Source organism: Acinetobacter sp. YH12023 (genome assembly GCF_013420135.1).
Lineage (GTDB): Bacteria > Pseudomonadota > Gammaproteobacteria > Pseudomonadales > Moraxellaceae > Acinetobacter > Acinetobacter amyesii.
Genome location: NZ_VOYU01000009.1, coordinates 82,226 through 106,153 on the forward strand (window position 1 = coordinate 82,226; position 23,928 = coordinate 106,153).

General features: G+C 39.6%; 22 protein-coding genes. 17 read left to right on the top strand and 5 right to left on the bottom strand.

The features are described from left to right. Positions 1-9 precede the first annotated feature (9 nt). Complete coding sequence (locus FTT92_RS11100) at positions 10-231, bottom strand: hypothetical protein (RefSeq protein ID WP_180004948.1); 222 nt, start codon at positions 229-231, stop codon at positions 10-12. A 57-nt stretch (positions 232-288) separates the two neighbouring features. Continuing rightward, on the bottom strand, positions 289-1,059 hold the full coding sequence (locus tag FTT92_RS11105) for a 3-hydroxyacyl-CoA dehydrogenase (RefSeq protein WP_180172134.1): 771 nt from the start codon (positions 1,057-1,059) through the stop codon (positions 289-291). 141 nt (positions 1,060-1,200) lie between these two features. Here FTT92_RS11105 and FTT92_RS11110 point away from each other — a divergent pair, with 141 nt between their 5' ends. From FTT92_RS11110 to FTT92_RS11125, 4 genes are all read left to right on the top strand, one after another. After that, the gene (locus FTT92_RS11110; protein WP_180084828.1) at positions 1,201-2,235 is read left to right on the top strand and encodes an AraC family transcriptional regulator; all 1,035 of its coding nucleotides are present in this window, start codon (positions 1,201-1,203) and stop codon (positions 2,233-2,235) included. A gap of 200 nt (positions 2,236-2,435) precedes the next feature. Beyond that, on the top strand, positions 2,436-2,789 hold the full coding sequence (locus tag FTT92_RS11115; RefSeq protein ID WP_180133145.1) for a hypothetical protein: 354 nt from the start codon (positions 2,436-2,438) through the stop codon (positions 2,787-2,789). A gap of 314 nt (positions 2,790-3,103) precedes the next feature. Beyond that, positions 3,104-4,072, top strand: coding sequence for an aliphatic sulfonate ABC transporter substrate-binding protein (locus FTT92_RS11120; protein WP_180172135.1), 969 nt, complete (start codon positions 3,104-3,106; stop codon positions 4,070-4,072). 70 nt (positions 4,073-4,142) lie between these two features. Then, positions 4,143-4,904 (top strand): ABC transporter permease, encoded by a 762-nt coding sequence (locus FTT92_RS11125; protein ID WP_373684115.1) that lies wholly within the window; start codon positions 4,143-4,145, stop codon positions 4,902-4,904. A gap of 117 nt (positions 4,905-5,021) precedes the next feature. Here FTT92_RS11125 and prmC read toward each other — a convergent pair whose 3' ends face one another. Together prmC and prfA are read right to left on the bottom strand one after the other, a co-directional pair. Next, positions 5,022-5,840, bottom strand: a complete 819-nt coding sequence (gene prmC / locus FTT92_RS11130; RefSeq protein ID WP_180172137.1) for a peptide chain release factor N(5)-glutamine methyltransferase — start codon at positions 5,838-5,840, stop codon at positions 5,022-5,024. After that, positions 5,840-6,928 (bottom strand): peptide chain release factor 1, encoded by a 1,089-nt coding sequence (prfA, locus tag FTT92_RS11135; RefSeq protein WP_078188570.1) that lies wholly within the window; start codon positions 6,926-6,928, stop codon positions 5,840-5,842. The genes prmC and prfA overlap by 1 nt, the downstream gene beginning before the upstream one ends. A gap of 368 nt (positions 6,929-7,296) precedes the next feature. On the opposite strand from prfA, the gene FTT92_RS11140 reads away from it, so the two are divergent. From FTT92_RS11140 to FTT92_RS11160, 5 genes are all read left to right on the top strand, one after another. Then, complete coding sequence (locus FTT92_RS11140) at positions 7,297-7,725, top strand: glycine zipper domain-containing protein (protein WP_180172138.1); 429 nt, start codon at positions 7,297-7,299, stop codon at positions 7,723-7,725. 289 nt (positions 7,726-8,014) lie between these two features. Further along, positions 8,015-8,542: a hypothetical protein gene (locus tag FTT92_RS11145; RefSeq protein ID WP_111884284.1), complete on the top strand. Its 528-nt coding sequence runs from the start codon at positions 8,015-8,017 to the stop codon at positions 8,540-8,542. 177 nt (positions 8,543-8,719) lie between these two features. Beyond that, positions 8,720-9,727: an LLM class flavin-dependent oxidoreductase gene (locus FTT92_RS11150; protein ID WP_180172139.1), complete on the top strand. Its 1,008-nt coding sequence runs from the start codon at positions 8,720-8,722 to the stop codon at positions 9,725-9,727. 233 nt (positions 9,728-9,960) lie between these two features. Further along, positions 9,961-10,437 carry an inner membrane protein YiaA gene (gene yiaA, locus FTT92_RS11155; RefSeq protein WP_180007913.1) on the top strand — a complete coding sequence of 159 codons (477 nt, stop codon included), beginning with the start codon at positions 9,961-9,963 and terminating at the stop codon, positions 10,435-10,437. Between the two features lie 263 nt (positions 10,438-10,700). Then, positions 10,701-11,273 carry a flavoprotein gene (locus FTT92_RS11160; RefSeq protein WP_180172140.1) on the top strand — a complete coding sequence of 191 codons (573 nt, stop codon included), beginning with the start codon at positions 10,701-10,703 and terminating at the stop codon, positions 11,271-11,273. 999 nt (positions 11,274-12,272) lie between these two features. On the opposite strand, the gene FTT92_RS11165 is transcribed toward FTT92_RS11160, so the two are convergent. Continuing rightward, complete coding sequence (locus tag FTT92_RS11165) at positions 12,273-13,109, bottom strand: pyruvate, water dikinase regulatory protein (RefSeq protein ID WP_078193964.1); 837 nt, start codon at positions 13,107-13,109, stop codon at positions 12,273-12,275. A gap of 153 nt (positions 13,110-13,262) precedes the next feature. On the opposite strand from FTT92_RS11165, the gene ppsA reads away from it, so the two are divergent. From ppsA to FTT92_RS11205, 8 genes are all read left to right on the top strand, one after another. After that, positions 13,263-15,641, top strand: a complete 2,379-nt coding sequence (gene ppsA / locus FTT92_RS11170; protein WP_180172141.1) for a phosphoenolpyruvate synthase — start codon at positions 13,263-13,265, stop codon at positions 15,639-15,641. A gap of 82 nt (positions 15,642-15,723) precedes the next feature. Further along, the gene (locus tag FTT92_RS11175; RefSeq protein WP_078193966.1) at positions 15,724-16,506 is read left to right on the top strand and encodes an RDD family protein; all 783 of its coding nucleotides are present in this window, start codon (positions 15,724-15,726) and stop codon (positions 16,504-16,506) included. 300 nt (positions 16,507-16,806) lie between these two features. After that, the gene (gene cyoA, locus FTT92_RS11180; protein WP_078193967.1) at positions 16,807-17,874 is read left to right on the top strand and encodes a ubiquinol oxidase subunit II; all 1,068 of its coding nucleotides are present in this window, start codon (positions 16,807-16,809) and stop codon (positions 17,872-17,874) included. A 3-nt stretch (positions 17,875-17,877) separates the two neighbouring features. Beyond that, positions 17,878-19,866: a cytochrome o ubiquinol oxidase subunit I gene (cyoB, locus tag FTT92_RS11185; protein WP_078193968.1), complete on the top strand. Its 1,989-nt coding sequence runs from the start codon at positions 17,878-17,880 to the stop codon at positions 19,864-19,866. A 4-nt stretch (positions 19,867-19,870) separates the two neighbouring features. Next, the gene (cyoC, locus tag FTT92_RS11190; protein ID WP_078188581.1) at positions 19,871-20,491 is read left to right on the top strand and encodes a cytochrome o ubiquinol oxidase subunit III; all 621 of its coding nucleotides are present in this window, start codon (positions 19,871-19,873) and stop codon (positions 20,489-20,491) included. Continuing rightward, positions 20,491-20,817: a cytochrome o ubiquinol oxidase subunit IV gene (locus FTT92_RS11195; RefSeq protein WP_078188582.1), complete on the top strand. Its 327-nt coding sequence runs from the start codon at positions 20,491-20,493 to the stop codon at positions 20,815-20,817. Before cyoC ends, FTT92_RS11195 begins: the two co-directional genes overlap by 1 nt. Positions 20,818-20,827: 10 nt before the next feature. Next, a complete protein-coding gene (gene cyoE / locus FTT92_RS11200; RefSeq protein WP_180093565.1) occupies positions 20,828-21,706 on the top strand; it encodes a heme o synthase in 879 nt (292 codons plus the stop codon). 101 nt (positions 21,707-21,807) lie between these two features. After that, complete coding sequence (locus FTT92_RS11205) at positions 21,808-23,925, top strand: hypothetical protein (protein ID WP_180172142.1); 2,118 nt, start codon at positions 21,808-21,810, stop codon at positions 23,923-23,925. The last annotated feature ends 3 nt before the right edge of the window (positions 23,926-23,928 follow it).

Here is a 23,928-nt window from a genome sequence, read left to right on the forward strand (position 1 = left end):
CGTATAGCTTTAAATTTTGGATAACTGCGGAATTAAAAATACTTTGGCTGTATAAAGCAAAGTTGGATACACGACGACGTCATTTGCAACTGTCTGAGGCAAGACGCCATTAATCTCTAATGTTTCTGCGACCTGTAAATCAATAAATATTTGATGACGAGTTTTGCAAATGACAATGGTTTTGGTTACTTTTGCCGAAACAAAAGTAACGAGATGAACTACTGTCAACAAAGTTATTCTCGATCAGACTCCTTCGTAGAAGCCAGAATAAGCAGTTTTAATAAATAACTATTTAGGCTGCATACGAATCGCGCCATCAAGACGAATCACTTCGCCATTGAGATAGGCATTTTCAAAAATATGTGTCACTAATTTTGCAAACTCTTGTGGTTTTGCTAAACGTGGTGGGAAAGGCACCATTTGCCCCAAAGCATCTTGTACATTTTGTGCTAAGCCTTTGAGCATCGGCGTTTCCATAATACCCGGAGCAATGGTCATCACACGGATTGATTCACGTGCAAGCTCACGTGCAAGAGGTAATGTCATTGCAACCACTGCCCCTTTGGATGCTGCATAAGCCGACTGACCAATTTGACCATCGAAAGCCGCAACCGACGCCGTATTCACAATCACCCCACGCTCTTCTTCACCCGCTTTTAATTCATATTTAGCAATCAGTTGTGCCGCATAGCGCAGCATATTGAATGTACCTGAAACATTTATATTTAATACTTTTTGGAACATCGCCAAATCATGTAATCCGTCACGACCTAAAACTTTTGCAGAGGGTGCGATACCTGCGCAGTTCACTAAGCCATTAAGTTGACCAAATTCCGCTTCAAATTGTGCAAAGAAAGCGCCGACCGCTTGTTCATCGGTAACATCCAATTGAACAAATTTGGCATGATCACCCAGTTGACGTTGCATCGCTTCGCCATGCTCATGATTCATATCCACAATAATCACTTTGGCACCCAAGCCAATTAGATGTGTTGCTGTCGCAGCGCCTAGTCCTGATGCACCACCTGTCACAACAAAAACTTTTCCTTTAATGTCCATAGCATTTCCCTATTTACGATATCTTGTTTTAAATTCGACTTAAGATGCAGAGTAAACAGAGAATTTATTCAGTACAATTTCCAAATGTTGCATCTTTTCTGATGTATTTGGACAATTCTGAACAAGGACCTATCCGCACATATGCCGAAGCATGGACTCGAATACAGTAAAGGGACGATTTCTATCGACTTGGTGCATGAAGCATTACACGATGCGCAAAAAAAGCACTTTGATATTTCTGCTATTTTACAAAAGGCGGGTATACCCTCAGAGTTACTGCTATCGCGTAAAACCAGAGTTTCTGTATCACAATATGCGGCTTTATGGACTCATCTTGCAGATGTGATGGATGATGAATTTTTTGGCATGGATCGGCATGCCATGCGACGTGGCAGTTTTAAGCTACTGTCGAAAATGGTCATGCATAACAGCACCTTGGGTGATGCACTCAAGCAAATCCTACAATTTTTAAATCTGGTTTTAGATGACTTGCATAGTGATTTAACTATTGAAGATCACTTTGCTTATATCGTGATCTATGACCAACATGCGCCTAAACGCATGTTCAGCTATGCCACATATTTAATGCTCATCCATACGCTACTGTGCTGGCTAAGTGGTCAACGGATTTTATTAAACCAAATCCAATTTAAATGTGATGCACCACTTGATGATCACGACTATAAAGTCCGCTTCTGTGAAAATATTCATTACCAAGCCAGTCAAAACTATATACAGCTCGATGCCAGTTATTTAAGCCTGCCAATCAAACAAGATACACGTTCGTGGTATCAATTCTTACAACAAACACCTGAAAACCTCTTGGTGCGCTTTAAAAACCCGTATGCACTTAGCAGCCAAATTCGTAAACAACTGTTAGACGTTCCTCCTGCTGAATGGTTAGAGTTTTATGAGTTGGCGGTCAAAATGAATATGTCGGAAGCCACGATGCATCGCCGTCTTAAAAGTGAAGGTGTGAGTTATCAACAACTCAAAAATGATATCCGACGAGATACCGCCATCGATTTTTTAACCCATACCGATAAAAGCTTGCAAGATATCAGTGAAGAACTGAATTTTCATGATCCGAGTGCTTTCCATCGGGCTTTTAAAAAATGGACAGGCGTCAGTCCCGGTGCGTATCGACAAAATAATGCGCCTGAATTCAAGGCCTAAAATTTGATATTCACTATTTATAAATTCAATATTCATCTAATTAATAGAAAATCAATAACTTAAAAACATTCAATAAATAGACTGACCATTCATCCTTGAGTGATTGCTACTTTAGTCTAATTAGGTTATTTTTCACTCAATTTAAAGCGATTTGCTTATTTATTTTCCAATTCTCCTGCATCTCCTTGAAAGGCTTTCCTATGCTTAAGATGATTGATGTTCTTGAACAACAACTTGTTCAAAACTTTTCAGATTCTCTTTTCACTCAGATTGACGCAATTGATGACCTGTTTCATGAACAGCTTAAAACTGTTGCAGATATCGATTTGCAAAATTTGATCTCACAATTTTTTAGCACTGAAAATGCAGTTGAAGTTGCTCATGCACTGGATATCCAAGCGGATGACATTGAAGCAATTCAAGCTGGTGCAAATCTAAAAGATGAAAATTTAGTGAATGCAACTGCAAAAATTATTGCTTACTGTCTTGCAGTAGAAACAGCAGCTTTAGAACAAGTTGAAGTTTTCGATAGCTTACAAGACTACCCAATGTAAGTATTGATCACATATAAAAAGCAGCGAGAGCTGCTTTTTTATTGGAAAAGTTATTTTAAGTCTGTAATTCACTATAATTTTTGAATATTCATTACACTAAAATATCTAAGCATTTTTCATGCAAGCTTACACATTAATTTATATAACACCATTTCAGCACAATTAAATCCGATAAAATATTTTATATCAAATACTTCTATTTGATTTTTACACTTATCTCGTTTTCTATTATTCTTAGCATTTATTCTGTTTTGTTTCTGAAATATTTCCGTCGTATCTATGTGCTCATAATTCAACACTTGTTTGTGAACGACATGACTTCCCTATTTAAAAGCCCAAAACTGATTTTTTCTACGCTGACGTTCAGCCTACTCAGTAGCTCTATCTTTGCTGCTATTCCTTCGACACTCAAACTGGATTATGCCTACTATGCACCAACCAGTTTAGTGGTGAAGGAACAAAAACTCTTAGAAAAAGCTTTACCCAAGACACAAATTAAATGGGTCTTTAGCCAAGGCAGTAATCGTTCACTAGAGTATCTCAATAGTGGCAGTGTGGATTTTGCCTCTACGGCAGGACTTGCAGCCGTTTTGAGTCGTGCCAATGGCAGTCCGATTAAAACCGTATACATCCAGTCACAGCCTGAATGGACGGCATTGGTTGTGGCAAAAAACTCACCCATTAAAAGCCTGAAAGACCTCAAAGGCAAAAAAATTGCGGCGACCAAAGGAACCGATCCATTCATGTTTACTTTGCAGTCTTTGGAAACAGTCGGCCTCAATAAACGTGATGTGCAATTGGTACATTTACAACATCCTGATGGAAAAACAGCTTTAGAACGTGGTCAAGTCGATGCATGGGCGGGATTAGATCCACTCATGGCATCGGCACAGGTACAATCAGGTGCGCGTTTGCTGTATCGAAATGTGGGTTTTAACAGCTATAGTGTTTTAAGTACCAAACAACAATTTAGCCAGCAAAGTCCTGAAGCCGTTGAAGCTGTGATTAAAGCCTATGAACAAGCACGTCAATGGGCCAAAGCCAATCCAGATAAATTAGCCGAATTATTAGCACGTGAGTCCAAGCTTCCATTGGCTGTTGCCAAGCTGCAGTTAAGTCGTACCAACTTTGAGCAAAATATCCCAACAGCTAAACACATTGCGGCCTTAAAGAAATCTGGCACGATTTTGACTGAGGAAGATTTAGTTCGTAAAGGTACCAATGTCAATCAAGTGATTGATCAACTTTTTGATGCACGTTATGCGAAAAAGGTTGTGAAATAACATGTCATCATCAGTGACTCAACCCAAAATCGATACAGCGGTTTCGACCGCTTCCGATTCATCAAACCATATAAAACCCAAGTTGATCTTGATTTTAAAAGGTCTTGCTCTACCTGTGGTTTTATTGCTGCTATGTGAAATCTTGGTCAAAAATGGTGTTATCGAACCGTATCTACTCCCCGCTCCGAGTAGTCTTTGGCAGTCATTTATAGAGTTATCTGAAGGTGAACTTTGGCAGCATATCTGGACCAGTACTTGGCGGGTATTTTTAGGCTATTTTATTGGTAGCGGACTTGCTCTGATTTTTGCACTCTTAGTCGGTTTGAACAAACAAGCCGAAGCATTTTTGGAACCTACATTTTCAGCAATTAAATCTATCCCTAGTTTGGCATGGATTCCCTTACTGCTCTTATGGTTAGGTATTGATGAATCCTCAAAAATCACCCTCATTGCCATAGGTGCTTTTTTCCCGACCTATACCAATACCGTTGCAGCGATTCAAGGTGTAGACCGAAAACTCATTGAAGTTGCACAAGTTTATCGTTTGAAATATTTCAGGCAGATTCGTGAAATTATTTTACCTGCAGCATCGCCGGGTATACTTACAGGCTTACGCAATAGTTTAAGTTTGGCATGGATGTTTATGATTGCAGCAGAGCTGATTGCAGCCACGCAAGGTATTGGCTATTTGCTCAGTGATGGTCGTGAAACCTCACGTCCAGATATCGTAATTATTGCCATTATTCTATTGGCGCTCTTAGGGAAAATCACCGATAGCCTGATGAAATATCTAGAACAATATCTATTGCGTTGGCGTGATGTGGTGAAGTAACGTATTTTTCCACACTTGCAAATGCACACATGCAAATATTCACATGTGAATTGAAAAAAAAAATAAAATAAAGCGCATTCAATGCGCTTTATTTTTGACTATTTCTCTAACACCAAATCAGTGTTGCCACTGGCCTAAACTGACACGGTCATTGCCACCATAATCTTTTACAGTCCGAACATTTCGATACCCAGCTTGTAAGAACAAATGTCTGACCGCTTCACCTTGGTCATAGCCATGTTCAAGCACCACCCAACCATTCACGGTTAAATGTTTTTTGGCTTGAAGAATGATTTGCTCAAGATCTGCAAGCCCATGATTGTCTGCAACCAAAGCACGTTCAGGCTCTGTCGCCAAATCCTTCATGTGTACATCATCAGCATCGATATACGGCGGATTTGACACAATTACATCAAAGAAAGCACGACCAAAGGGTTTCAACCAAGAACCTAAGACAAACTGCACATGTTCAAGATCATGCTTTTTGGCATTAAACTCAGCGACTTCCAATGTAGGTTTGTAAATATCTGAAGCCACAATTGACCAATCTGGACGTTCACTGGCTAATGACAATGCTACAGCACCAGTTCCTGTTCCTAAATCCACCACACGAGCATCTTCAGGAAGTTCTAAACGCAGTACAGTTTCAACGAGTACTTCCGTATCAGGACGTGGCACCAAAGTGTCTTTAGTCACTTTTAAGTCTAGCGTCCAAAATGGCTGAGAACCTGTGACGTAAGCCAAAGGCTCACCTGCTGCAATACGTGCAAGTGATGCGACATATTGTTGTTCTTGCTCAGCTGTTAATTCTTGATCCTTTTTCAGGATTAAATCAAAAGAATCAATCTTGATGATATGCTCTAACAACCACGCATTTTCCTGACGTTCATAACTTTCAGGTTCCCCACGATAGGCCAAAGCCTGTGCAATATTCATCAGCCACCATTCTGCTGTGCTAATAACGCCAACTGATCGGCTTGATATTCACGATGCAAACTATCTAGCAATTCAGTCAAATCACCTTCCATCACTGCATCCAACTTATACAGTGTTAGGTTAATACGATGATCAGTCATACGACCTTGTGGATAGTTATAGGTACGAATACGCTCAGAACGGTCACCAGAACCCACCAAGTCACGACGCATTTCAGATGTCGCGGCATCTGCCGCCGCACGTTTGGCATTTTCTAAACGAGAAACCAACAGCGCCATCGCTTTGGCTTTGTTTTTATGTTGTGAACGTTCATCCTGACATTCTACAACTGTACCCGTTGGTATATGGGTAATACGCACAGCAGAGTCAGTTTTGTTAATGTGTTGACCACCTGCACCAGAGGCACGATAGGTATCAATACGTAATTCTGAAGGATTAATTTCAACACTTGTGTCTACATCAATTTCCGGCAAAATCGCAACAGTACATGCCGAAGTATGAACACGACCTTGTGACTCTGTTGCAGGAACACGCTGTACACGATGTGCACCACTTTCAAATTTCAAACGACCATATACGCCTTCACCATTGATGAGGCAAATCACTTCTTTATAACCGCCATGTTCGCCGTCATTTTCAGACAACACTTCAATACGCCAACCTTGTGATTCAGCATATTTACTGTACATGCGATACAAGTCACCCGAGAAAATTGCAGCTTCGTCACCACCTGTTCCGGCACGAATTTCTAAATAAGCAGAGTTCGCATCATTCGGATCTTTTGGAATCATCAGAATGTTTAAGTCTGCTTCAAGCTGACCGATCAAAGCTTTATTTTCTTTGATTTCCTCAACGGCCATTTCTTTAAAATCTGGATCCGTCATCATTACTTCAGCAGTCTCAATATCTTCTTCTGCTTGACGGTATTTTTTCCAAACTTCAGTGATTTCAGATAAATCACTATGCTCACGTGACAACTGACGGAAACGTTTGTTGTCTGAAATGACTTCTACATCTGCGAGTAATGCATTTAATTCTTCGTGACGGTCAGAGAGCTGATCTAATCGTAAACGTAACGATTCTTTCATTTTTCAAAAAATCTCAATACACAGGCTCAACCGCTAAACTTTCACGGATATGCCAAAATTCAAAATAATGGCGCTAGTGTACCGATAATGGGTCTGAAATGACATATATATTGTTTTTTGGCCTATCAATGACCCTAAATATCAAAGTGTGAAATTCATCACTCCTAACTTTCTCCACAAAGTCGTACAGATTTTCTGCATTCGACCATTTTTTTCACAATATTAATAAAACTTATACAAACTAGACACTCAAATCACCAAATAAAGAGAAAGCTCTCCATATTTATAGCGAATAGTTTTGTTACATTTACTGCCATCGAAATGATTATGAAAAAGTCCTCGCGTTTATGAAGGACATGGAGTGAACTATGAAACTGAATACTCTTTTAATGACAGCCACTCTAGCAACTGCTTCTATGTTCACTATGTCTGCAAATGCAGATAGTACAACACGCGTTGCTGCAGCTAGTGCATTAGGTAGTGTTGCAGGTACTGCAATTGGTAAAAACATGGGCGGTAATACCGGCGCTACAATTGGTGCTGCTCTTGGTGGTGCTGGTGGTGCTGCGGTAGCAAGTAATAAACGTAACCGTACAGAATCTGCTATCGGCGGTGCTTTAGGTGGTGGTACAGGTTATACCGTTGGTAAAAGCATGGGCGGTACAAACGGTGGTTACATCGGCTCTGCACTAGGTGCTGCTGGTGGTGCTGCTCTAGGTAATAAAATCTCTAAAGATAAAGCTTACGACAAACACCAAGAACGTAAATACAAAAAACGTTACCGTCGTCGTCACTAATTCAAAATTAGTGAGTCCTTATTGAATAGTGAAAATAGCACCTTCGGGTGCTTTTTTTATGTATCGCCTTTTTTCAAATGATAAATACAACTTTATTTATTGCTCCTGATAAATATTTAGATTTGCCTTCCCTCCAACCAAGTCATCAATCATGTAGAAATAAAGTGCAAAATTTACATTGCAGCAACGGAATACGTATTTTATTTCACATCACGCTCCAAATATTCGCTATGTGTTTTCATATATTGATATCAACAGATAAACATCATGCTTCGTAAGGAGTTTAAAAATGAAAATTAATAAAATTCTATTCAGTGCAGCAATTGCCGCTTCAGCACTTACTATGACTGCAACACATGCAGGTAATAGCACCAATACTGCATTAACATCTGCTTTAGGTGGTGTTGTTGGTGCAGCAATCGGTAACCAAGTTGGCGGACAAACTGGCGCAATGATTGGTTCAGCAATTGGTGGTGGTGCAGGTGCAGCAGCATCGGCAAACAAACGTGACCGTAATGGTGCCATCATCGGTGGTGCACTTGGTGGCGCAGGTGGTTATACCGTAGGTAAAAACATGGGCGGCACAAACGGTGGTTATATCGGTGCTGCACTTGGTTCAGCTGGTGGTTCTGCACTAGGTAAAAAAGTGTCTGAAGACCGTCGCTATGATGACCGTTATAATGGTCGTTATGATGATCGCTATGACCGTCGTTATAACAACCGTGGCTATCGTACCAATAATTATAGCTACCACGACCGAGGCTACCGTGGAGACAATGGTCGTCACTTAGGTTGGTACAAAAACGGTAAACGTTAATCGATATATTTCAATGAAAAAAATCAGCACCTTCGGGTGCTTTTTTTGTATATAAAAAAGTTTAGATATATCTAAAGTTGTCTTTTCACACCGCCCCACGACCATATCGAGTTTATTCGATATACATTCAGCTTTTTATATCGTATTATTTCGATATAAAGATCTCTGAGAGAAAACATGCGTACTCTAGCCGATACAAAATTTTCAATACTTGAACTCGCACCTGTTCGAGATGATAAAACCATCGAATTTTCGCTCAAACATGCACTCCAGTTAGCGCAGAGAGCAGAAGAGCTTGGCTATGAACGTCTATGGTTAGCCGAACACCACAATATGGACGGCATCGCAAGTTCTGCAACTGCGGTTTTACTCGGTTATCTCTTAGCAAATACACAATCTATCAAGCTCGGTTCAGGTGGGATTATGTTGCCCAACCATGCACCTTTAGTTGTCGCTGAACAATTTGGCACGCTTGAAACGTTATATCCTGGACGTATTGAACTCGGTTTAGGTCGCGCACCAGGTACTGACCAAACCACCATGCGCGCACTACGCCGTGGCCGTCAGGAAACCGAAGATCAATTTCCACAAGATGTTCTTGAGATTTTACAATACTTCAAAGCACCTGAACCTCACCAGCGCATCATTGCCACACCGGGACAAAATACACATGTTCCCGTATGGCTGCTAGGTTCAAGTTTATTCAGTGCACAACTCGCTGCACGTTTAGGTCTACCCTATTCTTTTGCTTCTCATTTCGCACCACGCATGCTTGGACAAGCGATTCAGCTCTATCGTGAAAATTTCCAAGCATCCGAATATTTAGATCAACCTTATGTCTCTATGGGCGTACCAACGGTTGTTGCTGAAACAGATGAAGAAGCAGAATATCTGGCAACGAGTGCTTATCAACGCGTTTTAGGTTTAATGCGTGGTCAAAGTTTAAAACTCAAAGCTCCAGTCGACAGTATGCAAGGCTTATGGTCTGCTGCAGAGAAGATGTCTGTTGATAATTTCTACGCTATGGGACAAGTCGGTTCAAATGCAACCGTTCGAGCAGGTTTAGAAAACCTACTCACCAAATATGACGTTGATGAATTTATTTTCACCTGCGACATTTACGATACCGATAAGCGCATTGAAAACTTCGAACGTTTAATGCAAATCAAAAATGATCTGGCTTAAGACTCTAAGCTTAATGATTTAATCCAAGCGTTTAATCCGTCTAAAGGTAGAATTGTGACTACATTTTTTGTGGCTCTTTAGACGGATAGCAGTCAACAGATAATATGGTTTTGGCTAACAACGACCAAACCTGTACTTAAAAACCATCATTGCCTCAACGAAATAATTGCTTTACTCATTTTTATTGCTGTATAAATATTAAACATAAGCAAAACAAAGAGAAAAATAAGCAGATGAGCCAATATATTAATAAACCCACACCCGCATTTATCGCAGCAAGTTGGTGTGCACTGATCTTAGGCGCTGTGGTGTTTTGCATAGGTTTATTCAATGCAAATATGATGTTGAATGAAAAAGGCTTTTATCTCATTTTATTGCTTTATGGATTATTTTCATCGGTTTCACTACAAAAAATCATTCGTGACCGTTTAGAAGGAATGCATGTCACTGCAATCTACTTTGGACTGTGCTGGGCATCCGTCATTATTTGCCTCGTACTTCTTGCCATTGGTCTATGGAATGCTGAACTGGCATTAAGTGAAAAAGGTTTTTACATGATGGCTTTCCTAATGAGTCTGTTTGGTGCAGTTGCTGTACAAAAAAATATTCGTGATATGGACTATTTACGTACACATACCGACCAACCCGAACTTAAACATTCAACCACGAGTCAGCTTGACTATAACTCATCAGATGATGAACCACTTTAAAACTCACAAAATTTATAGATCTCAAAAGCTGTTCATGCAGGTCGCTCATTGTTTTATCGATCTGCTTGAGCGGTTAATGAACTACAACGCATAAAAAAATCAGTTCACTCCTAGAAATGTATAAATGACAAGGGCCAAGCAAATCAATTCTAGACAAATTGTATGACTCATCAGACTGAAAAAACGCTTTACCCCGACTGACCCATCACAGAATATATTCCTATCTAAGACTCAACTAAAAAAACAAAAGATAAGGAATAAATATGGCCAACAAGCAGGATGCAACCCACCATATTTTTAATAATCATCTAGAGGATTTTGAACACTTTCGTGGAACGATCATCAGTTCAGAACAGATCAAAGATTATGACTTTAAGAAGCAAAAAATCGCAATTATTGGGATAGATCAGCATGTGGTCTCTGAATTGCACCATCTATGTCAGGTTGCAGATAACATCATGGTCTATCAAATCAAACCGCAATTTGTCTTACCACGCACCGAACGTCTACTGAATAAATTAATCCAGCACCCACTGATTGCAAAAAATCGACGTTTATTTAGCAATCGTATTAAGAGTATTTTGGCGATTCGCTTTTTAGAAGATCAAGTGCCGAACCATTGGTTAAGACATTTACTCAGTCCAAATACCGCAATTCAAAACAAAACCTTCCTAAAATCTGATCATTATTATGCAGCATTACAGCAGCCAAATTGCATCTTAAATACTTGGCCAATTGCAAAAATTCAGAGTAATTCAATCACGGCTTTAGATGAGCATACGTTTGAGTGTGATGTCATTGTGCGCAGCGAATCTAACCAGCCTAAAGAAAAGTAATTACAATGAAATGATTTTCACATAACATTTACTATAATTTATCCGATTGATCAAAACTCACAACACCAAAAGCCATCTCTGGCGGCTTTTGGTAGCTCCCCTACTATATTGGATACTTTCATTCGATAAGGCTAAGGATTCTTAAAAATCCATAAATGAAAATAGCTTTAATCGTACTACATGCTTTTTCAGCGCTCAGACTTAAATCATGCTTCCGACCTGCACCAGCAGCTACAGCGAGTTTATAGACGTGCAATTTTGAATAGTTATAATCAATTTTTCATGAAAATTTTATTTCAAACTAATAAATTTTCAGTCGCTTAATTTTGTCTTACACAACTCTTTTAATCCCTAACTATAAGTTGGAAAATTTATACCGATGCTCATGTTCAGCCAACATTTACTTATGTTCTAAACTATATTCAATAGGAAAATAACAGCTAAAAATCCAATTTTAATATTACTTCATATCAGCTTTTAAAGCCTGAATGTTATCAATTTGAATATTTTTCACTCACATCAATTAAATAAATGGTGCCATTTCTTTATATTTAGCACCCAAAAGCAACTGTTTGATTATTTTTTATTCTATTTTCTGCCTATTTTTTTAGCATTTAAATCAGTATTTTTGAAAAATTGATTAAATATTAAACCATATCAGCTAAATCTTGTATTTACACAACTCATATCAAGTGGATTATTCAGGCTTAATTCATAGATAAAAATACACCAAAACACGGATTTTTATAAAAGATTTGTGCTGTCAATTTGGCCATATTTTATAAATTTTCATGCAAAGAAATTTATCGAATTGGTACACAAATGAATGCAAAAATTGCTTAAAATTTAAGTCTAAATATTGAGGAAAATTTTCATCAATATCTTAAATATTTATCATTCATTAAAAGTATGACAAACCAGAAATTAATACTATTTTTATATAATTTATACGGTAATTTATTATTATCAGAAGAGCCACCAAAGTGGCTCAATTTACACTTAACCAATGCGACGCTTCAGTCCGGTCATTTGTAAAACACGTGTTGAAATTTCTTCAATCGACATTTCTGACACGTTTAAGTATTTAATTCCTTCAGAAATATAAATACCTTCAATCGCACGTAGTTCCATTTGGCACTGACTAAAACTTGCATAACGGCTATTGGCCTTACGCTCTGAACGAATTGCTACAAGGCGCTCTGCATCAATCATCAAGCCAAACAACTTATGTTTATGCTCACGTAAAACTGCAGGTAAACGGTTGTCATCCAAGTCTTCTTCTGTCAAAGGATAGTTCGCCACACGAATACCAAATTGCAAAGAGAGATAGATTGAAGTTGGTGTTTTACCCGAACGTGATACTCCAATTAAAATCAAATCTGCTTTATCATAATGACGAGTACGTGCCCCATCATCGTTATCTAAAGCAAAATGCACCGCATCAATACGTGCTTTATAAGACTCAGAATCTGTTACTGCATGGGTCTGACCGACTAAAGTCGTAGGTGCAGTGCCCAACTCGTCAGACAATTTACTAATAAGCCCTTCAAAAACATCAAGATTTATCGCATTTGCAGTATTAATAATGTCACGTACATACGGGTCTACAAGGGTATCAAACACCAAAGGCTTTTGACCGTCTTGCTGCGCTCTAAGATTGATCTCTGCAACCACATTTGTAGCAGCTTCTTCAGAGGTAATATATGGAATAATATGAATGTCAAAATCTACATGAGGGAACTGGGCTAACAGTGAGTGTCCAAGTGTTTCTGCGGTAATCGCGGTACCATCCGAAACAAAGAAAACACTACGCTGAATCTGTTTACCTTCTGACATTAAAATTCTCCTCCAAAATTTGTCTTAGTGCTATATAATCTTTATAGTAAACCATCTTACATGACTGTCACTTAGTAAATTTAGAATGCTAAGTAATTTGTTATAATTTCATGCCAAGATAGTGATTAATACTGCAAAAGTGGAGTAACAACTTTGGAAGCGCGCGTAATTGGTCTAGAAAAATTAGGGAAACACGACGTAGAACTCGTGGGTGGTAAAAACTCATCATTAGGTGAAATGATCAGCCATCTAGCAAATGCTGGTGTATCTGTTCCTGGTGGTTTTGCTACTACAGCTCAAGCATATCGTGAATTCCTCGAGCAAAGCGGCCTAAACGCTAAAATTAACGCTGAACTTGCTGCACTCAATGTTGACGATGTAAATGCACTTGCTGAAACTGGTGCAAAAATCCGTCAATGGATTGTAGACACTCCGCTTACAGCTGAACTTGAAACAGAAATTCGTGAGGCTTTCACAGCTCTTTCAAACGGCAACCCTGATATCGCGGTTGCCGTTCGCTCATCTGCAACAGCAGAAGACTTACCAGATGCTTCATTTGCTGGCCAACAAGAAACTTTCTTGAACATCCGTGGTATCGACAACGTCCTTATTGCGATTAAAGAAGTATTTGCTTCACTTTATAACGACCGCGCAATTTCTTACCGTGTACACCAAAACTTCGCACATGACGTCGTTGCGTTATCTGCAGGTGTTCAACGCATGGTTCGCTCTGAAACAGGTGCAGCTGGTGTAATGTTTACACTAGATACAGAATCTGGTTTCCGCGACGCAGTTTTCATCACAGCTTCTTATGGCTTGGGTGAAATGGTTGTACAAGGTGCTGTAAACCCTGACGAATTCTATGTATCTAAACCACTTTTAAATGCAGGCAAACACGCTGTATTACGTCGTAACCTTGGTTCTAAACACCAAAAAATGATTTATGGTGAAGAAGGCGCTGCTGGTAAATCAGTGGTTGTTGTAGACGTTGAAAAAGCAGATCGTCAACAATTCGCTTTAAATGACCACGAACTTCAAGAACTTGCTAAACAAGCATTGATCATTGAAAACCATTACGGTTCAGCAATGGACATCGAATGGGCGAAAGATGGCGATGATGGTCAAATCTATATCGTTCAAGCACGTCCTGAAACTGTGAAGAGCCGCCAAAACGTGGGCACAATGGAACGCTACCTTCTTAAACAAAAAGGTAATGTTATTTGTGAAGGTCGTTCAATCGGTCAACGTATTGGTTCTGGTCGCGTTCGTATCGTGACTTCGATCAAAGAAATGGACAAAGTTCAAGACGGCGACGTACTTGTATCTGACATGACTGACCCAGATTGGGAACCAGTAATGAAACGTGCAGCTGCGATTGTCACTAACCGTGGTGGCCGTACTTGTCACGCTGCGATTATTGCACGTGAGCTTGGTGTTCCTGCAATCGTAGGTTGTGGTAATGCGACTGAAGTATTGAGTGACGGTCAAGAAGTGACAGTTTCTTGTGCTGAAGGTGACACAGGCTTTATTTACGAAGGTGCTTTGGACTTTGAAATCCAACGTAATTCTATCGAATCTATGCCTAAACTTCCGTTCAAAATTATGATGAACGTAGGTAACCCTGACCGCGCATTTGACTTTGCTCAAATTCCTAACGAAGGTGTTGGTCTTGCTCGTCTTGAGTTCATCATCAACCGTATGATCGGCGTACATCCTAAAGCATTGCTTAATATTGACAGCCTACCACGTGAAACTCGTGCTGCTGTAATGTCACGTACTGCGGGTTATGCATCTCCTATCGAATTCTATGTTGAAAAACTAGTTGAAGGTATTTCTACACTTGCTGCAGCGTTTGCTGACAAACCAGTGATTGTTCGTATGTCTGACTTTAAGTCAAACGAATATGCAAACTTAATCGGTGGTAAGTTATACGAACCTGAAGAAGAAAACCCAATGCTTGGCTTCCGTGGTGCAAGCCGTTATGTGTCTGACAATTTCCGTGACTGCTTCGAACTTGAATGCCGTGCACTGAAAAAAGCACGTGACGAAATGGGCTTAACTAACATTCAAATCATGATTCCTTTCGTACGTACTGTTGCTGAAGCGAAACGTGTTATTGAATTGTTAGCGCTTAACGGTCTTAAACGTGGTGAAAACGGTCTTAAAGTGATCATGATGTGTGAACTTCCAACTAACGCATTATTAGCTGAACAGTTCCTTGAACACTTCGACGGTTTCTCTATCGGTTCTAACGACTTAACTCAGTTAACACTCGGTCTAGACCGTGACTCTGGTATCGTTTCTCACCTATTTGATGAACGTGATCCAGCCGTTAAAGCACTTCTTTCTATGGCAATCCATGCTTGTCGTAAAGCTGGCAAATACGTAGGTATTTGTGGTCAAGGCCCTTCAGATCACCCTGACCTAGCTAAATGGTTAATGGAACAAGGCATTGAGTCTGTTTCGCTTAACCCAGACTCAGTATTAGACACTTGGTTCTTCCTTTCTGAAGAAAAAGCTCAACAAGCTTAATAAACTGTGTTAAAAAAAGACCCACATGTGGGTCTTTTTTTTTATTTATACTTTTACAGACGTTTTTTGAGATTTTAGTTTTATGCAGATTTACTTGGCACGAAATAACCAACAAGCTGGTCCCTATACCTTAGAACAACTTAACCAAATGCTCGCGAGCCAACAAGTGTTACTCACGGACTTGGTTTGGCACCAAGGTATGACCGAATGGAAAGCTTTGGGTGAACTCACTCAAGGTCAGTTGGTTTATATGCCTGCAGGTTATATAGCACCAACAGCATTCGAATCAAATCAAACTACAACTACGCCATCAAATACCTACACACAACCTCAGGCTGTACAATTGCAAACTAGCCTAGCAAGTATTCCTAAACGTGTTTTGGCTAAGATCGTTGATTTACTGCTTTGGATACCGGCAACTTTTATCTTAACGGCATTTTTTAATCCAAGTGAAAAGACACAATTTGCCAATCTAAATGAACAGTTTATGCAAGCTGTGATGACCCCAAATGCTGACCCTAATGTTTTACAAGCACTACAAACACAAATGGTTGAGATGTTTCCCAACCAAGCTTGGATTGCAATGTTTGCTTATCTATTCATTATGCTTTTCATTCAAGCGTATTTGATTGCTAAATCTGGTCAAAGTATTGGTAAAAAAATCACCAAAATTAAAATCGTAGATGCTGAAACCAGCCAACCTGTAAACCTCATGCGTGGCTTCACTTTACGTAGTGTTTTATTTATTTTTCTGAACTTTTTATCGATGCCTTTAAGCGCAATCATTGATTCCGTTTTTATTTTCGGCAAAAAGCGTCAAACTTTGCATGACAAGTTAGCAAAAACCAAGGTAATAAACCAATAACTTTCACTTTTATTGAGGGATGAATTTCTCATCCCTTTTTTGTGCATTACATTGAAATTAAAATAAAATTCAGATAAAAAAAACACAATCCCGACCAACAAAATAGGGTTTTAATACAGTCATTTAAAGCATCTTTATGTATAGCTTAGTTTGCCGATATCAGGCATAATGCCCTACAACGTAGCGGTGTCACATCATTGTGAACTTTTTTCATATCTGAAAAATCACAATCATGCGACACTTTATTCGCTATCCCAATTTTAAAAATTAGGGAATGGGACTCTTCACCGAGGTTGTAAAATGAGACAAACAATTTTAGCTGTATTGTCTTTATCTGCGATCGCTGCACTCTTAACTGGGTGTGGTGGTGATATGGTACTTCTAAACTCAAAAGGTCCAGTTGCTGAAGGTCAGTCAAACCTCATGCTTACTGCGATCTACCTAATGTTGTTGGTAGTTATTCCATCAGCACTTATGGCTCTTTGGTTTGGTTGGAAATATCGCGCGTCAAATAAAGATGCAGACTATGCACCTACTTGGGCACACTCGACTGCAATTGAAGTTGTAGTTTGGGGTATTCCCGTAATTATTATCGCTATTTTAGCTTGGTTAACTTGGTGGGGTTCCCACAAGTATGACCCTTACCGTCCACTCGAGTCAGATAAAGCTCCTTTAACTGTTCAAGTTATTGCTGAACAATTTAAATGGATCTTCATCTACCCTGAACAAGGCATCGCGACTGTAAACGAGATCCGCTTCCCTGAGAAAACTCCTGTAAGCCTTCGTTTAACATCTAACTTCACAATGAACTCATTTTTCATTCCGGCGTTAGGTGGTCAGATTTATGCTATGGCAGGTATGCAAACTCACTTGAACTTATTAGCTGATGAAACTAGTCCTGCTGAAGGCTTCCGTGGTTTCTCTTCTAACTATTCAGGTTATGGCTTCTCACAAATGCGCTTCCGTGCACATGCTGTGACTGATGCTCAGTTTGCTGAATGGGTTTCTGCTGTTAAAGCTGGTAATGGTTCTTCAGTTAATCCTGAAGCGGTTCAAAAAACTGTTTTAGACCAAGCTGAATTTGCAACCTTACGTGACGGCAACCGTTCTAAACACCAGATCGAAGTTTTAGTTGCCAAAGCAACTACTCCTGAAGAGAAGGCTCTAGCTGAAGCAATGAAGCCTTACCCTACTAAGCCACACCCAGTGACTTACTATTCTTCAGTTGAACCTAAATTGTTCGAATCAGTGATTAACAAATACATGAGCAACTACCACGGTGCTGATCATACAGCTACTGTTGGACACGAAGCTGCTGCTTCTGAAGCTCATGCAGGCGTTGAACATGCGACTGTTGCAGGGGAATAAGACATGAGCTTATTAGGTAAGTTAGGACCAGATGCAATTCCACACGACCCAATCGTGTTGGTTACTGTTGCAATGATGATCCTTGGCGGTATCGCAATTGTTGCTGGTATCACCTACTTTAAAAAATGGGGCTACTTGTGGAACGAATGGTTCACATCTGTAGACCATAAAAAAATTGGTATCATGTATATCCTCGTGTCAATTGTCATGCTTGTGCGTGGTTTTGCCGATGCGATTATGATGCGTCTTCAACTGTTCCTTGCAAAAGGTGGCGGTGAAGGTTACTTACACCCAGAACACTATGACCAGATCTTTACTGCCCATGGCGTAATCATGATCTTCTTCGTAGCAATGGGTCTAGTTGTTGGTTTAATGAACGTTGCTGTACCACTTCAAATTGGCGCACGTGACGTAGCATTCCCATTATTAAACTCTCTTAGCTTCTGGTTATTCGCCGGCGCTGCGGGCTTAATGATGGCTTCTCTTGCAATTGGTGAATTCGCTGCAACAGGTTGGATGGCTTACCCTCCACTTTCTGGCATCGAATACTCTCCAGGTGTAGGTGTAGACTACTATATCTGGGCACTTCAGGTTTCTGGTCTAGGTACGCTTCTTACTGGTGTTAACTTCTTCGTTACCATCATTAAAATGCGTGCGCCTGGCATGAAACTTATGGACATGCCTATTTTCACTTGGACTGCATTAGTTACTGTAGTGCTTATCGTTGCAACATTCCCAGTTTTGACTGCGACTATTGCAATGCTTTCACTTGACCGTTACTTCGGCTTCCATTTCTTTACAAATGACATGGGTGGTAGCCCAATGTTGTATGTAAACTTGATTTGGACTTGGGGTCACCCGGAAGTTTACATCTTGGTATTACCAGCTTTTGGTATTTACTCAGAAGTTACTGCTGTGTTCTCACGCAAAGCGTTGTTCGGCTACAAATCAATGGTGTACGCAACTGTAGCAATTGGTGTTCTTTCACTAGTTGTATGGGTTCACCACTTCTTTACAATGGGTGCTGGTGCCAACGTTAACGCGTTCTTCGGTATCATGACCATGATCATTGCGATCCCTACTGGTGTGAAAATCTTCTCTTGGTTATTCACCATGTACAAGGGCCGCATCACCTATACAACTCCAATGCTTTGGACACTTGGCTTCCTTGTGACTTTCGGTATTGGTGGTTTAACAGGCGTATTAATGGCAGTTCCACCAGCGGACTTCTTAGTACACAACTCTTTATTCCTTATCGCTCACTTCCATAACGTAATTATTGGTGGTGTAGTGTTCGCGATGTTCGCGGGTATCATTTTCTACTGGCCAAAAATGTTTGGTTGGAAATTGAATGAAACTTGGGGTAAAGCAGCGTTCTGGTTCTGGTTCTTCGGTTTCTACTTTGCATTCATGCCACTTTATATCCTTGGTTTCATGGGTATGACTCGTCGTTTGAATACATATGACAACCCTGAATGGGATCCGTACTTAGCGATCGCTTTATTTGGTTCTGTATTAGTTGCTATCGGTATCTTCTGTTTTGTTATGCAAATCGTTGTTGGTTTCCTTCAACGCAAAGACAACATGGACGTTACTGGCGATATCTGGGATGGTCGTACTCTTGAGTGGGCTACTTCATCTCCTTCACCATTCTATAACTTTGCTTATCTTCCAAAGATCAATGGTATTGATACTTTCTGGACTGACAAAGAAAATGGTGTAGCTTACGCTAAGCCAACTACATACGAAGACATCCATATGCCTACAAACCGTGCGGCAGGTTTCGTAATTGCAATGTTTATTACAGTTATGGGCTTCGCATTAATCTGGCATATCTGGTGGTTAGTCGTTGTAACTTTCATTGCTTCAATTATCAGCTTCATCGTTTCTTCTTTCACTAAGAAAGTTGACTACTATGTTCCAGCTGCAGAAGTTGAACGTATTGAAAATGAACGCTACGCGCTTCTTGAAAAACATTTGAAGAAGGACTAAGACAATGGCTGAAGTACTTCATCACGACAACCACGGACATGACGAACATCATCATCACGATGATACTGACATCACTGTCTTTGGTTTCTGGACTTACTTGATGAGTGACTTGGTTCTTTTCGGGACACTCTTCATCGCGTTCGCTGTATTAAGTAGCCACGTTCCAGTGGGTACGCCAAGTGCACAAGAGCTGTTTGGTGAATCTTTAGGTTTCGTTTTAACTGAAACTTTCGCCCTTCTTATCTCTTCTGTAACTTTTGGTTTTGCTGTTCTTGCAGCATACAAGAAAAATGTTGGTCAAGTTTTGACTTGGTTAGCAGTTACTTGGGTATTTGGTGCAGCCTTCATTGGCATGGAGCTTTATGAGTTCAATCATTTAGTTCATGCTGGTCATGGCCCAAGCACAAGTGCGTTCTTATCTGCGTTCTTTACTTTAGTTGGTACGCACGGTATTCACGTAACTTCTGGTTTGGTATGGATGCTTGTGTTGATGTTCCAAATCAAGAAATATGGTTTGACACTTCCAAACACTCGTCGTCTTGCTTGCCTAAGCTTGTTCTGGCACTTCCTTGACATCGTTTGGATCTGCGTATTCAGCGTTGTTTACTTGATGGGAGTTATCTAATGAGTCACGATCATAACTCTGCTGGTGCAGCTCACGGTAACGTTAAACAATATACAATCGGTTTTATCCTTTCTGTTCTACTTACCGTAATTCCATTCGGTATGGTAATGGCAGGTGGTTTTAGCCGCGGTCTATTGGTTGCCGTAATCGCGATTACTGCGGTTGCTCAGGTTCTTATTCAGTTAGTTTACTTCCTGCATATGAACTCTTCTTCAGAGCAACGCTGGAACGTGATTGCATTTGTTTATACAATCCTCACAATTGCTATCCTTTTAGTAGGTTCTGTGTGGATTATGAACTACCTTCACTTCAACATGATGATCTAAACTGGTCGTCATGCTGAAAAAGTATTTATTCCTGACTAAACCAGGAATTCTCTTTGGTAACTTTGTTACCGCTTTGGGTGGCTACTTTGTAGCTGCCCAAGGTTCTGTAGATTTCCTTCTGTTGCTTCTTACCCTCTTAGGCACCCTCTTTGTGGTCGCTTCTGGATGTGTTGTCAATAACGTTATTGACCAAGACATCGACTCAAAAATGCAACGCACACAAAATCGTGCGATGGTAAAAAAATCAATCTCGATTCCTGTTGCTTTAGTTTTTGCTTTAGTTTTAGGTGTAATTGGTTTTAGCATTTTATGGTTCTGGGTAAATGCTTACGCTTTTCTTTTTGCTGTTATTGGTTTTGTCGTATACGTTGGTTTTTACAGCTTATGGACAAAACGAACAACAATTCATCAAACCATTATCGGCAGTCTTTCTGGCGCAGCGCCACCTGTAATCGGGTATACGGCTGTTGCAAACCAGTTTGATTTAGGTGCATTGCTGATTTTTATTGGTTATGCATTTTGGCAAATGCCTCATTCTTGGGGAATTGCAGTTTACCGATTTGATGACTACAAAAATGCAGGTATTCCAATTTTACCTGTAGCACGTTCAATTCATCGAACCAAGGTTGAATCTTTGGTTTACGTGATTTTGTTCTGCATCACCATGAACGGTTTATTCTTTTTTGGTTATGCGAATTGGATTTATATGATTGTCCTAAATGCCTTAAGTCTGTATTGGATTTATTTAACCATTCAAGGATTCAAAGCTGAAGATGATCAAATTTGGGCAAAACAATATTTCATGTTTTCAGTCAAATTGATCACAGTGATTAGTTTAATTTTTAGTTTTACTTCCACTGCTCCTCTAAAGCCAATTGTATTTTTTTAAAAAAGATAGAGTTTTACTCTATCTTTTTTATTTATGAATAGCTTCAAACCCTAAGCCCAACTTGATACCATTGCACACACAACTATAATTAACTGTGCCTTATGTCATATCAAAAAAAATTTATTCACTCTGCCCTTTTCACATCAAGTATTCCATTCGGTATTTTCTTTAGTATGCAAAGTCATGCAGGCATGGATATTTATTGTGAACCGTCGACACTTATTCAAACCAATGCTTATACCGCATGCGATGAACTCCCTGCGCTCACACCTGCAAATGACAATCAAACCAACATGCTGCTGTTGCTTAGCGATTTAGGTATTGCCAAATTTAATATTCATGAAGATAAATCCACACTTTGGCGAACTAGCTACAGCAAAGTTCCATTTGAAGTTTCCAGTATCATGAGCACTAGCAGCAATAAACTGCCGAATGCACGTAAACCTTTAAAAACACCTGATCTAAGTTTTAACGAACATTGCAACAGCATTCAAAATGGCGCACAAGCCTTTATTGAACAAGTCAAAAAGGACAGTAAGCTTTCAAGTAGTGAAAAAGACACCCTGATTCGCGAACGTCAGAAAATTAATGATTGCGACAATAAACTAACTTTGCTAAGCGTAAATCCAAATTGGTCAGTATCTGCACGCCAATATGCATCGTATTTAAACGCCACAATTTCGTTTTACAATGCTAACTTTTCCACAGCGACTAAGATTTATTCAGTATTAACTAATGTGGATCAACCTTGGCTGAAAGAAACATCACAATATATGTTGATTCGAAGTGCTTTAAATGAGGCTTATCAAAGTGGTTTAGGTGAATATGGCGATTTAGATCATGACAAACTCAATCAAAGTTTATTAACCAATTTTTTCAATAATATCACCCAGTACTTTAAGCTCTATCCCCAAGGTCAATATGTCGCAAGTGCACGCGGTTTATTAAGACGTGGATTTTGGCTCAGTGGAAAACATGATTTACTGATTAATGAATACGTATGGCAAATCAATAATCCTAAATCCAGCGTTTATAACTTAGAACTGCCCAATCTACCCTATGAATTAGATCGTCATGTATTTCAAAGTAAGCGTCTGAATGTCAAAAATTTGAAAGATCCGTTTTTCCTCACTATCTATGATCTGATGCACATGCGGAAAATACACAGTTCCGATGATATTGTCATTTCCTGGGCTGAATTAAACGCACAAAAAAATTATTTTAAAGACGCGCCAGAACTGTTCCAGTATTTGCAGGCGAACCACTTATTTTATGTGCAAAACAAAGCACAAGTAGCCTTGAAATACCTTCCCCAACAAATGCCGAATAACATAGGCAGCTACCTTCAATTGAGCCAAGTCATGTTGAAAGGTCGCATTTTGGAAGCAAATGGACAAAATCAAACAACGCAGCAATATTGGGAAAATCTACTTTCCATTAGCAAAACAGCTGAACAACGTGGTTTGGCTGAACTTATGCTGTATCGTTACTATGCTCAGCAGCAAAATACAGCACAATTTATCGGTCCCTCAGCAAAAATTAAACAAGCTTTTTTGCAGCAACTATATTTAGTTGAAGTTGCAAATGAACAAAGCTTAGTGAGTGTTGTGAAAAATAATGCAGCGACTCAGGATCAAAAAAATGTAGCACTTTATACCTTACTGAACAAATCACTGGCTTATCAAAATTTTGATTTATTTAATCAAGCCTATACCGAATTACCAACTAATGCAGCCCAGTTTAATAGTGAGCAAAATACTGCGGAGAAATATCGCTATCAACCACCATTTGCCAATTTCTTATGGAAAGGCATCACTGTCAGCAATTCAATCAAATGCCCTGACTTAGCGACATTGACCAAGCAATTACAAGCAAATCCGAAAGACCTGAGCCTGCAATTGTGTTTAGGTGAGTATGCGCGTAGTTCACAAGCCTACAGCATGGTCGATCTCAGCTATCAGTCAGATGATTCGCCACAAAGTTTTAAAGGTCGATATTTTGCACGCGGTGATGTATATAAAAATATTATTAAAACTGGAACCAAATCTGAATTAACCGCCTATGCGCTCTATCGCGCTATTCAATGTTATGCACCAAGTGGTAATAATGAATGCCAAGACAAAGATGTGAGTAAGTCTGTACGCAAACAATGGTTTGATCAAATCAAACGGGATTATCCTGAAACAAGTTGGGCTAAATCCTTAAAATATTATTGGTAATTT

Bases quoted from the DNA above. Each gene is read 5' to 3' on its own strand.
- FTT92_RS11175 (WP_078193966.1), top strand. From the start codon at position 15,724: ATGCAGATTTACTTGGCACGAAATAACCAACAAGCTGGTCCCTATACC.
- FTT92_RS11105 (WP_180172134.1), bottom strand. From the start codon at position 1,059: ATGGACATTAAAGGAAAAGTTTTTGTTGTGACAGGTGGTGCATCAGGA.
- FTT92_RS11120 (WP_180172135.1), top strand. From the start codon at position 3,104: ATGACTTCCCTATTTAAAAGCCCAAAACTGATTTTTTCTACGCTGACG.
- FTT92_RS11160 (WP_180172140.1), top strand. From the start codon at position 10,701: ATGGCCAACAAGCAGGATGCAACCCACCATATTTTTAATAATCATCTA.
- FTT92_RS11140 (WP_180172138.1), top strand. From the start codon at position 7,297: ATGAAACTGAATACTCTTTTAATGACAGCCACTCTAGCAACTGCTTCT.
- cyoE (WP_180093565.1), top strand. From the start codon at position 20,828: ATGCTGAAAAAGTATTTATTCCTGACTAAACCAGGAATTCTCTTTGGT.
- FTT92_RS11195 (WP_078188582.1), top strand. From the start codon at position 20,491: ATGAGTCACGATCATAACTCTGCTGGTGCAGCTCACGGTAACGTTAAA.
- prmC (WP_180172137.1), bottom strand. From the start codon at position 5,840: ATGAATATTGCACAGGCTTTGGCCTATCGTGGGGAACCTGAAAGTTAT.
- yiaA (WP_180007913.1), top strand. From the start codon at position 9,961: ATGAGCCAATATATTAATAAACCCACACCCGCATTTATCGCAGCAAGT.
- FTT92_RS11150 (WP_180172139.1), top strand. From the start codon at position 8,720: ATGCGTACTCTAGCCGATACAAAATTTTCAATACTTGAACTCGCACCT.
- cyoA (WP_078193967.1), top strand. From the start codon at position 16,807: ATGAGACAAACAATTTTAGCTGTATTGTCTTTATCTGCGATCGCTGCA.
- FTT92_RS11115 (WP_180133145.1), top strand. From the start codon at position 2,436: ATGCTTAAGATGATTGATGTTCTTGAACAACAACTTGTTCAAAACTTT.
- cyoC (WP_078188581.1), top strand. From the start codon at position 19,871: ATGGCTGAAGTACTTCATCACGACAACCACGGACATGACGAACATCAT.
- FTT92_RS11165 (WP_078193964.1), bottom strand. From the start codon at position 13,109: ATGTCAGAAGGTAAACAGATTCAGCGTAGTGTTTTCTTTGTTTCGGAT.
- FTT92_RS11205 (WP_180172142.1), top strand. From the start codon at position 21,808: ATGTCATATCAAAAAAAATTTATTCACTCTGCCCTTTTCACATCAAGT.
- cyoB (WP_078193968.1), top strand. From the start codon at position 17,878: ATGAGCTTATTAGGTAAGTTAGGACCAGATGCAATTCCACACGACCCA.
- FTT92_RS11110 (WP_180084828.1), top strand. From the start codon at position 1,201: ATGCCGAAGCATGGACTCGAATACAGTAAAGGGACGATTTCTATCGAC.
- FTT92_RS11145 (WP_111884284.1), top strand. From the start codon at position 8,015: ATGAAAATTAATAAAATTCTATTCAGTGCAGCAATTGCCGCTTCAGCA.
- prfA (WP_078188570.1), bottom strand. From the start codon at position 6,928: ATGAAAGAATCGTTACGTTTACGATTAGATCAGCTCTCTGACCGTCAC.